The 12,897-nt window shown below is 30.4% G+C and carries 4 protein-coding genes; all 4 read right to left on the bottom strand.

Annotated elements, in window-relative coordinates:
- On the bottom strand, window positions 1-4,457 hold a 4,457-nt coding region (locus BMW96_RS04635), incomplete at its 3' end, for an alpha-N-acetylglucosaminidase TIM-barrel domain-containing protein (RefSeq protein ID WP_177165815.1).
- A gap of 559 nt (window positions 4,458-5,016) precedes the next feature.
- Window positions 5,017-8,106 (bottom strand): discoidin domain-containing protein, encoded by a 3,090-nt coding sequence (locus BMW96_RS04630; RefSeq protein WP_092352990.1) that lies wholly within the window; start codon window positions 8,104-8,106, stop codon window positions 5,017-5,019.
- 419 nt (window positions 8,107-8,525) lie between these two features.
- The gene (locus tag BMW96_RS04625; RefSeq protein WP_092352987.1) at window positions 8,526-12,404 is read right to left on the bottom strand and encodes a glycoside hydrolase domain-containing protein; all 3,879 of its coding nucleotides are present in this window, start codon (window positions 12,402-12,404) and stop codon (window positions 8,526-8,528) included.
- 336 nt (window positions 12,405-12,740) lie between these two features.
- A complete protein-coding gene (locus tag BMW96_RS14775) occupies window positions 12,741-12,836 on the bottom strand; it encodes an LPXTG cell wall anchor domain-containing protein (RefSeq protein WP_143050711.1) in 96 nt (31 codons plus the stop codon).
- Window positions 12,837-12,897: the final 61 nt, after the last annotated feature.

Below are 12,897 nucleotides of genomic sequence, written 5' to 3'. Positions count from 1 at the left end.
GCATTGAATTCAGTTACTACTGCTGGTACTACTTTATCTAATTGTTCTTCTGTTACATTACCTGCCATTTCAACTGCAATTTGTAATGCTGTTTTGCTTACTACTGTTTCTTCTGCTTTTACTAAAGCTTCTTTAGCTTCTTGTAATGCTGTTATAGCATTATCTACTTCTTCTTGTGAAGCATCTGCTTTTTCTAATACTTCTTTAGCATTATCCATTGCAGTCTTAAATTCTGTCCAGCTAACACTTGTATAATCAGCCTCATTTAAAGCTTCTGCTGTTGCAATAACTTCTTGTAATTCAGATTTATCAACTTCTGGCTCTGATTGAGGCGCAGTTAAACGAATTTCTGCTCCTGAAGCATAATTTTTACTAGAACTATCTGAAATTGATGTTATTGCTTTTAAACGAACATCTGTTACATTCTCTTCAGCAGTAAACTGTACCGCTTTCCATGCTGATGAATTTGCCCATGTTCCTGTGGCAACCTGATGATATGTTTCACCATTATCTTGGCTCACTTCAATAATATAACCTGTAATTATACCATTGCTTCCATTTTGACGAGGTAAATAACGTAATCCATCTACTGTTGATGGTTCTGATAAATGAATATTTACCCAAAGATTATCACGATCTGTTCCACTCCATACTGAATGCCAAATCGTAGATGTATTTCCATCTATCATATTTGAAGCTGGTCCTTCAGAACCGCTTGTTGATTGTTCACTTCCACTTGTTACTGTCATTAAATCAGTAGCTATATCTTTAACATCATCTGCAGCTGGATCTTTTGGCACTTGGTCTACCGTATAATTCTTTAATACATCTTTACCTAATTCATTTAAATCTAATCCATTAGATTCAGTTGCATATAAATTATTTTCATTTACCCATTGCCATTCCATTGCAAACCATTGTGCACTTGAATAATTTTTACCACTTTCACCCATTAATTCTTTTGTGCGTTCTGCAATCCATAACTCCCAGCGTGGTTTATAATAGTCTTTTGTTAGTCCTGACCATTGACGGTTAGAATAATCATGCAATCCTCCAGAATTAGCCTGATTAATACTTCCCCATGTTGTAATTAATGAACGAGCATTAAATTCATATAACTCCTTAGTAAATTCATCAGCATTATCAGCTAATCCTTTAGCTTGTTCAATCCATCTTCCTACTAAGAAATATTCTTGTGTTCCTGTAACCTTATCTACCATATCGATAAGATCTAAAAACTTATTTGAAATTGCTGTAAATTGTTCTAAATCTCTTGCCTCATATGATCTAACCATAGCCTTTTGATATTCTTGTGCTGAATTAGATAAAACTTGCTCTAAAACATTAGCCACATCATATAAATATCCATCACTATCTTTTAATAAATCATAATCTTCTAATAATAAGCCTGCTGCTTTTTCTAAATCTTCTTTATCATAGTCAATAACTGCATTTCCCCATGTAGAGGCAGCATTAATATTAGTTGCAGGACGAGCGTTAACAACTGATTCTGGTGCACCTTGTCCTTTCATATTCAATGATGGATTATAAACTGTTTCATTTAAAATCAACATTGCCTGATAAGCACTTTCACTTTCAGCACCATAACGACGAGTTGTATAGTCTTTAAACCATGCATCTAAATCAATTGCTTCAACATTATCTCCATCTTCTGCCCAAATTGTTTCAAAGAATAAATCATATAAAACAGGATTATTAACAGAAGCTTCTGGAGTAATTCCTATTCCTTTCATATATTTAGCACTATTAATTGCTTTAGGAACTTCATTAACAAAATTTTCAATATGACCATGTAATCCTAATCGTCCTCCAAAATTGTTTAACATACAATAAACCCAAGGAGTATCTGTAAATTCACGTGTTCCATTAAAGCTTTCCCAACGTGGTAATTTTTCAGCATATAAATCTAAAATTAAGACATGATCTTTATTTGGAGCAACCCCTTGTAATAATCCAGTTGTTGGATTCGTTCCCCATGATTGAACAACCCAAACAGCATTTTCATCAGCTATCATCATTTCATCTAAAACATTTGCACCAACAACATTAGCACTTACACCACCTGGATTTCCACCTTCATGATAAGGATCTGTTGCATAAAAATCAGTTACATCTCCAAATACATCTTTTTGAATCTTATAGAATATTTTTGCATAATCACGGAATGACTGAGATGTTGCATTTAACATACTTGGTCTAGTAAATGAACACCATGATCCTTGACCAATAACACTACCTTTAGTAGAAGGATCTTTAGTTTCAATATCAACAGGTACCATACCACTATATCCTTGAAGAATTGGTTGCATACCTAATTTACGCATTGATAATTGATTACTTCTTGCCAATTCAGTACGATCTACAAACCAGCTATCATGAACTGGTCCACCATAACCAGCCATATTAGCCATGTATGACCATGCATAATAAGCAGGTCCTGAAATATAATCTTTTGCTTCTTGAGCAGTATATCCAACTTCCTGTAAGAAACGACGCCATACTTCTTCTTGTGCTGTAGCATCTAATACAGCGTTTACACCATTTAGAGCTAACCAGTCTAATTCATTACGCCATTCTTCCTCACCCCAGAATGCCATAGAGTAAGAAAGTGTACAATAATTATAAGCATAACGAATTGGTAATTTAGTTTCACGGGTAACTGTTTCACCATTTAATGAAACAATTTCAGCTGGCATTTTTACTTGATTACCTACTTGTGAAATATGTACATTTAAATAATATTTTAAATAATGATTTAATCCTGTTGCCAAAGATACACCATCATTACCTTCAATATGAATCTTGCCATTGCTTTCACTCAATGTAAAATAATCATACTCATTTCCATTTGGATTAGTTCCTAATGAAAAATCAAACCAATTAATATATTGTTCACCTAATTGGCGAGATATAATCCCTTGTACTTCTGCAATAGTCATTTCATCAGTAATTTCTACATCATATTTACTATTTGCAAAATTTTCCACTTCAACAGCAGGTGTACTTTGTACTGGAGTACCACTTGCTTCACCTAAAACACGTACTTCATTAATAACTGCATTACTTCCTGAAGATTGATAATTTATGTATACACGTACAATGCGAGCTTCAACATCCACTTCATAACAATCACCATTAGCAGGTGTACTTTCTGTATCTGTTTTACTTAATAATTTCGTGAAATCACGACCATCCATACTTGTATAAATATCATATTGTGAATATCCAGAAGTTGGTAAATAAACTTCAATATCTGAAATATTATAATTTTCTTCTAAATCAATATCTACATACCCTGGATAATAAGCACCACTCCATGAACTTGCAACATTACCATCTGTAATCTTGCTACTTGTAGCATTATTGGTATTTGTATGTGTAGGTTTTTGCCATGCAAGATTATCTGGATCTTGAACAGCTTCTTCTTTACCAAAAATCTTGAATTCTGCAATTGCTGGCCATGGATCTCCACCTGTACTTGTAATAGATTCAATAACAATTTTAAATTTACTATATTTAACAGTTGCACCATCAACACCTAAAAGATGTTCATTAACACTGTTATCAGTACGATTAGCAGTTGCACTTGCTACTAATTTTGTCCAATCAGTATCAGTTGTTTTCATACCATAAATACTATAAGTAAATCCAAAATTATTTGCATCACTAGCTAGCTTTTCAAAAGCAATTTCTAAAGATGAAATACTCATATCTCTACCAAGATCAGCCTGTACCCAAGCTTCCCCGTTAATAGTAGACATTCCACCATTATAGAAAACATATAAACTGCTATAATTTCCATCTACTAAATTAGAAGCATTTCCTGCTCCATTACCACATGATGTAATTACAGCATTAGAAGCTAGATTTGAAAGATTACTTTCTTGATCATCATCAGCCACATAAATTTCCATTTCAGCAATTTGAGGCCAGAATCCAGCTTGACTATCTCCATTTTTTGGATTAGCCATTGTTACTAATGCATGAGAAATATTTATAGGTTCATCAAATTCAAATTCAAATGCGTTCTTTAACATATGACCCTTAACGTCTTTAGCAATAAGTTCATCTGTTACAGAATTTACATAATACCCTAATTTCACATCCATGTTCCAATTTTCTTGAGATGAATTCTCAATTTTGAAACGAATTACAATTTTCTCTACTGGTTTTGTATTATCAGCAGGTAATTTAAAAGTAACAGTTGCAGGCCATCCTGCAGTACTTGAAGGACTCCAAATTGTTTGTGTATTTCCATCAAACATATTTGAAATAGCACCTTCATTTTGAGGAACTGTTACATCACAATGTTTTGCAATATCTACTAATCCACCTTCTTCAACAGCATTAACCATAATTCCATGCGTTGAAACAAAAGACAAAGTAATAAACAATGCTAGAAAAGCCATAAAACATTTACGTACTATTCTCTTCATTTTCTCTTCCCCTTTCATAGTTTCTAATATTTTTATTTAATAAACCTCATGTTTCTTTACTGTTTTCACCCTCCTTCAATCAATAATCATGAACCTTTATACACCATTATCAATAACTATCCTTTAATTAATAATATCTCAATAAAAATTACAATATGTGTATGTTATATTGGTTACATCTATATAATATCATAAATATCAAATAACTAACATCTACATGATAAATAACTAGTCAAATTATAACGAACATAATTGACAATACTAAAATAAAATATCATCTTAATTTAATTGGTTATCTCCCCCTATATAATCTTATTCAATAACCATCTTTTTTACTTTAACTATTTTCATCCTCCTTCAATCAATAAATATAAACACTTTATAAAACATTTAAGCTATTTTTTACTAATTATTTAGTAATATATAAAGCATATTTATATCATAGCATAAAAATATTAGTAAAATTCTACAATCATTAGCAAAATCATACACTCAAACTTTACTTTCTTAGAAAAAAAGTGTGCAGTAGTTTCACCAACTTACACACTCAATATTTTTATTAATCTTCTTTTCTTCTTAGTAAACTTAGTCCAGCTAAACTTAACATTGATAAGCTTGCAAAAATTCCAAGTAAATCAGTATCTCCAGTTTTTACACTTGCAGTTGTATCTCCAGCTTTTACTGGTTCTAATCCCTCAAGAGATTTTGTTAATGCTTTCTTGGCTGCTTTTACTTCTGCCTCACTTGCTTCTGGATCTTCTAATACTGCCTGTGCTTTTATTACTTCATTTTCTACTACTGCCCATGTATTAGCTGTATAACTTGCAGCATTTAACCCATTTGCCTTATTGATTAAATCTGCCAATAAATCTTTATTTGGTTTTAATCTTAAGTTCAAGTATGCTCTTGTTAATGCATCACATGCTTCATCTACTTCTGCCTGTGTTGCTTTTTCATTTCCTAATACTTCTTGTGCAGCTTCTAATTCTGGTAACATTGCTTGCCACGAAGATGCGATATATTTATCTTCTTCTAACCCTAATACTTTATTTACCATTGCTTCCAATAATGATTTATCTACTACTTCTGCTTCTTCTAAACCATTTATTGCTGCCTGTAAATTGTCATATGCTTCATCTACTTCTTCCTGCATTGCATTTTCATTGTTTAATACTGTATTTGCATTTGTTAATGCTTCTTCTAATACTGCCCATGTTTCAGGTGTATATTTTTCTGCTGCTAAATCAGCTGTTGAATCTACTAGGTCTTGTAATTCAGTCTTGTCACCTTTTAAGAATTCTAACATATGCATTGCTACTGATAGTCTTGCAAATGATGTATCTACTTCTTCTTGTGTTGCATTATCATTAGCTAAGATTGTTTTTGCTTCTTCTAATGCTGCATTGAATTCAGTTACTACTGCTGGTACTACTTTATCTAAATCTTCTGCTGTTACAACACTAGCCATTTCTACAGCTATTTGTAATGCTGTTTTATTTGTTAACTCATTACCATATACTCTTAATTCATTAATATGGAATGCACTATTTGCTGAATTAAATTTTCCTACTACTTTAACATATCTAGCATATACTTCTTGATCACTTACATTAATATCTTCGCCAAAAATAGTTGATTTTTCTGTTCCTTCAGTTTTTGAATAAAGAAGAGTAAATGTTTTTCCATCAATACTTGTATAAATATCATAATAATAATATCTATCATTTCTACTCCAATATGTAATAATATTCAAACTATCCAACAAATAAACATCTTCCAAATCAACTGTCACCCAAGGATTATCAGAATAATTTCCACCATCCCAATATGTTTGTCTATCACCATCAACAATTTGGATATCTTTACTATTTTGTGAAGAACCAGCACTAGTATCAGTTCCACTAGATGTTACAGGTTTCAAATATGCAAGATTATCTTTTTCTTGACCAAATACTTCCATCTCTATAATGTGAATGTTATTAATATCTGGTCTTCCAACAACTGTAGTTTTGATACCTTTAAGTTTAATATACGAAATACTTTCATCAATATCTATTTCATGTTCAAAACCATTACTTGTAGCATAATCATCACTTAAATTCTCACCAATTTTTACCCAATTTATCTTATCATTACTTCCATAAAGCTCATACTGATAAATTCTTTGTCCATTCCAATATGGATAAACAATAACACTTTGTACATCATATGCCCCATCTAAATCAATGATAAATTCAGCGTCCTTACTTGCAACATTTCCATTATTTTCACTAGCCCAATAATTGCTTGTATTTTTCACTCCATCATTAATTTTATAAGCATTCCCTTGATTACAGTTTGCTTCTGTATTCATTTTAAAAGCTATATTTACCAATTTAACTAAATTATTTAATGCATCATTAATTTGTTTATAAGCTAAATCAAGTTCATCTTTTGTTACATCGTTTCCTAAAGCTAATATATTTTTTGCGTTTTGTAAAGTTTCATTTACTAAAGCCACAGATTCTTTTGTATAAGCACTAAAATTTCTATTTTCTACTTCCTCAACAAGTTCTTTAAGATATGTATTATCATATATAACTTTTTCTGTTTCACTTAAATTAAAATCAGTAGTAATTGTAATACCATTTTCCATATAAGTAAGTGTAATTGTTTGATTTGCACCTTTTATTGGATCAAAATTTGTAATTTGCACTAAATCACTAATATCACGTGAATAATTAGAATTATAAAATGCTTCAATATTTAATTCTAATTCTTCATTAACTTCATATTCTTTTTCCTGTGTAACAACTAGACCATTTAATTTAGAAAGCTCTAATTTACTAGGTGCCTTTACGCCTGCAATTGAAGTTACACCACTAGCTTGCAAAGAAATTGATTCATAACCACTTGAACCAGTATAACACCCTGCATTTGAAATCATTTGTAATGGTGTATTTCCAGTTTCGTAAGCTGATAAAAGACACTGTGTGAAAAACAATACTGATCCTCTAGGAATATGATAATCACTTGTCACCATTGCAAGTGATTTAACCTGAGGATAACTTTCATTTAAAATTTTATATGTATTTTTAGCATTCCCAACTGTATCAGGTGCTCTATTTTCAATAATTAAACGTTCACTAGAAAGCCCTTGTTCTAACAACCACTGACCCATTAATCCGCCTTCTGTTACATTTGGGTTGCCAGAAGCAGTTCCACCACCTGTAACAACTACATATGAATTTGGATATTTTTTTGCACTATCCAGTCCAACTTGAAGTCTATTAATTAATTCTTGCTTCATTGTTCCATCTGAATTTAAAGCAAAACCTAAAATAACAATACATAAACTATCATCTTGAGGTAAACCATCTGGAAGAACACCAACATTTGTATATCCTTCTTTATTAACACCACTCCAGAAATTCATGATTTCTTGCCATGCATCATATTTAGTTTTATCTAGTTCTTTAATTTTATCAAGTATTCTTAAAATATCAGTTTTTGCATTATCTTGATAATCTCTATAATATGCGATCAATTCCCCAATATAAGTATTTACATCTTCATTCGTTTTAACTGCATATGCAGATAATGGACTAATAAAGCTAATCATCATTAATAGTGATATTGATACACATATTAATCTTTTAAAAATTTTCATTTTTTCAATACTCCTTTTAACATATCATCATTAATATCCCTTTCCCCACTAATATAAAAAATTTTTATTATTCCTTTTTCTATTCGCCTCCTTCATAAAACTAAAAGTAATATCAAAATTTAAAAAATTTCTCTAAAACAATTTAGTCTTGCTTTTTAAAATAATCGTCTCCTAATATACATATTCTTTTACTTTTCCAAAATCAAATTTATAAAATATATTCTTTCCCTATAAAATTATTTATTTTTAACAAATCATATATATTTCATGATACCATCACTAATTAATGAAAAATTAGATTTGTCAAAAAACACATTAATAATTTTTAAATAAAAACAAAAGTGGTCGAAACATATTTGAATCCACCACTTTATCAACAATCTAAATAATAAAATACTTACACTTTCTATCAGTATAATTTAATTCCAATATCTTTTCTTTTTGGAAAAATAATACCCAGAAATACTTAATGCCATAATTACAATTTGTGTGAAAACACTTGTATTATCGCCAGTTTTTATTGCATTTGTTGTTATATCTCCTGGTTTTACTGATGTATTAGTATCTACAGATGGATTATTTGGTTTTATTTCTAATCCAGACATTGCTTTTGTTAATTCTGCTATTGCAGCTTCTACTTCTTCTTTTATTGCTTCTGGATTATTTAATACTACACTTGCTTTTTCTACCTCAACATCTACTGCCTTTAATGATGCTGATGTATAATTTGCTCTATTTAGCCCATTTGCCTTGTTGATTAATTCACTTAATAAATCTTTATTTGGTTTTAATCTTAAATTCACAAATGCTCTTACTAATTCACTATATACTTCATCTACTTCTTCCTGCATTGCATTTTTGTTACCTAATACACCTTCTGCCTTTTCTAATGCTGGTGTCATTGCATTCCATGTTGACTCAATATATTTATTTGATTCTAAATCATTAATTAAATCTAATTGTTTTTGTAATAATTCTTTATTTCCTTTAAAGAATTCTAACATATGCATTACACTAGCTAATCTAGTAAATGCATTATCTACTTCTTCTTGAGTTACATTTTCATTAGCATAAACAGCTTGAGCATTTTCTAATGCTGCATTAAATTCTTCTACTACTGCTGGTACTACATTTTCTAAGTTTGCACTTTCTGCCATTTCAATAGCAATTTGTAAAGCTGTTTTATTTGTTTTAGCTCTTACATTAACACTAATTGTATCACTATATTCTCCACCTGTAACAGTAATATTTGCTTCGCCTGCTTTATGAGCAGTTAATATACCATCTTCTACAGATACTACCTGATCATTACTACTTACCCATACTAATTTTTCATGAATATAAGTTTCAATATAGTCTAATTGCATATTATATGCTGTAGAAGCATTATTTTTAGTTCCATTTCCCTTAATTACAACATGATGATTATTTAATTCTAATAAATCACTTTCAAATAATCGAGAAAATACAATTCTACCTGAAGAATATGCATCTACTGTTGCAGTATAATTATCATCAACATATACATCAAACTTTCCATTTAAATATTCTAAATTTCCAATAATTGCAAAACTATCACCATAAAAATCAAATTCATATCCATAATTTTCTGCATCACTTTCATCTGGTGAACACCAATGATCATCACCATTATAGAATAAACTTGGATATCCTTCATCTGTATTCCAAGAACCAGAATATGTGATTTTTGAATCAAAATCATTTATTACTGACGTTTGTTTTAATACACTCGTTAATAAATCATCTGGAGTTGTCGAAATTGTTAATTGCTTTGTTTCATTTTCAAACAACTCTATATCTCTTTCATTAATAGAAATTGAAGGAATAATTGGTCCATAAAGTGCCTGTTTAGATAATTTATTAATTAAATTCTGGGCTGCTGGAATATCATAACCTAATTTATTGACTACATCTTCAATATCTGTGGCCATCCAACTATAATTATTTGTTAAATAACGCAACTTTTCAATATCTCTAACCCCTTCTACAAGTTTTTCAAATCTTGGAGTAGACTGTGCCATATAATTTGCGTTCCGTAAATCAGGATATATCAAATACAAATCACCTGCTGCAAACAAATCATGTTCAGATGTTATAAGAGGTTCTGCATTAAAAGAATCAAATGCCCAACGTAAAAATCCTTGTGTACCATCTTTATAACTTTCATAAATAGAAGCTGTACTTTCACCTGGATTATTCAACAATGCACTGTTTTGCCCACCACATGTATATATTGTTGTCATTAATCCTTTTTCTTCTCTTTGTTTTGCAATTTCTTTTGCTTTATCTTGAGATCCAACATAGATTGCAAATGATAAATCATCTATTCGATCAAAAACTGGTTCTGTTTCATAATTATATACAGCTATCGAAGTCTTTAATGATTTTCCATCTTTATTTTTTACTGATTCTACTAAATCCAATACAGGAGTTACTTCTGAAAGTGGACGCTCATCCATTGACATATAAGTAATATCAAACCAACCTTTTTCATCCATATGCTTAACATAATCTTGCAAAAAGATTGACCATAATTCATTCCAACGGTCTGAACCAGTAGCAGGTCTTTCAAATATTACTTGATTTGATTCTTCATCAAAATATGTAATACGATTACCCCAACATGATAATGAAAATGACTTAATTTGCTTATCAATACCATGTTTCATACATAATTCAATCCATTTATCCATATCTGTATAATCAAAACTAAATGTTCCATCAGCTTTACGTGTCCATTTTACCATAGAAGGATAAGGATCATGAGTTTGGCTATTCCATGCATCTTCTACTACTGTAACAGTAATTGCATCCCCGCCAATTTTTCTATAAAGTTCTAACTGACTTTCTAATCCAGACTGATACTTATCATCTAAATGAACATAATATAAATCAGTAACATCAGTTCCAAAATACTCACTAGATGATTGACCTGAATAATAACGATTTGAACTATATGGATACATCCATAATTCAATTTGTGACTGTAATTCTGGAACTACAAGGTCTAAAACTTCAATTTGATATGTAAATTCAGCTAAAATATCTCCCTGTGATACTAATGATAATTTTGATGTATAAACTCCTGCTTTAGCATCTTTTGGTACTGTTATAGATACCCATGCTCCATACATTTGATTAGCTTTTAAATCTCTAGTAGTTTCATGAGAAATAACATCAAAAATATCCTGATTAGATGTATGAGAAATAACCGTATCCATATAAGTGAATTTAATATTTTCTTTACTAATCATATTCCCTTCATCATCAACAAAATCATTTGTCACTAATGTAACATCATCATAGCCTTTAGACTTTGAAAAAATATCAATACGACTAGTTACTTCATCATTTTTCCATGCATACCCACTCCATGTTTGTAAAGAAGATAAATCCTTATCATAAAGATCATTTACATAAGATAAATATTGCTCAGGATAAGCATGTTTATTGTTATCACTAATTATTGCTGCTATTTCATTTATACAAGGCAATACCGAAACTTCTACACTGTTAGTAATATCTGTACCTTCTAACCGTGCAATAACCGTAGTTGTTCCAGAGCTTACCGCCTTAATTAACCCTGTTTGATCAACACTAGCAATAGTTGAATCTTCACTTTCCCAAATGACATCAGGAATTTGAGTTGCATATGATGGAAGAACTTTAGATATAATTTGTCTCTGCATTCCTTCTTCTAATCTTAATTCAGAATTACTTAATTGAATTCCTGTAGCTGGATAATCCATATTTTCACTTTGAATTAAAGCATAGTCAATTGCTGCTTCATAATTCCCACCAGCATTTTCATTTCTATCACCATTTAATACTACTCTAATTGTATGTAGAGTATTTTCCAAATCAGGACTTTGATACAATATATCCTTATTAAGTCTACCATTACGATAATAATCAATTGTATCTACTTTTACATCATCAATATAGACATCTGCCATACACCCATCATTAACACGATGACCATATAATGTAACTTTATTCCCTAAAAACTTCAAAGAAAATGAAGGATAACTTTCACCAAAAACCGCTTTAGTTGTCCAATGCTCATCCCCACCTTCAAATAAATCAGGATAACCTCCTTCATGAACCCAACCATTACTAAATGTAAATTGATTAACATCATCACCAACTTCAGAATCATTTACAACTATTTCCATATAATCTGAGTTTGCGTTTACTTGAGGCGCCCCTATTATGATCATAAAAACAGATAAAACAATTATAAATATTTTTTTAATAACTAACAGTTTTTTTCTCATATTTTCACACTCCTTTTTACTAGTTAGTTAAAGCTCTATTTGCACCCCTATGATGTATTTCATATATAGTGCAAACTTTATAATCATTTATAAAACATATCACTTCAAAATCTGTTGGGCTCCAAATTATGAAGTAATAAATCCTATCCTATTAATACTTTATTTTTAACCCTTAATCACTGTTAGCGCTTTCATAATTTAATTATACAACATATTTAAATTAAATATTTGCATTTTTTAATTAATATATTATATTTATTAATTAATATGTCAAATTAAAAAAGGGATTTCTATTTTATTGATTAATACAATAAAATTTGAAATCCCTAATTTTTATTAATCATCTTTTCTTCTTAGTAAACTTAGTCCAGCTAAACTTAACATTGTTAATCCTGCAAAGACTGTCATTAAACCATTATCTCCAGTTTTTATACTTGTTGTATCTCCTGGTTTTACTGGTGTACTAGTATCTACTGTATTTCCTGGTTTTGCT

The sequence above is a fragment of the Thomasclavelia cocleata genome, assembly GCF_900102365.1.
Classification (GTDB): domain Bacteria; phylum Bacillota_I; class Bacilli_A; order Erysipelotrichales; family Coprobacillaceae; genus Thomasclavelia; species Thomasclavelia cocleata.
The sequence above is the reverse complement of the archived record's forward strand: the minus strand, read 5'-3'. Positions and strand labels throughout refer to the sequence as shown.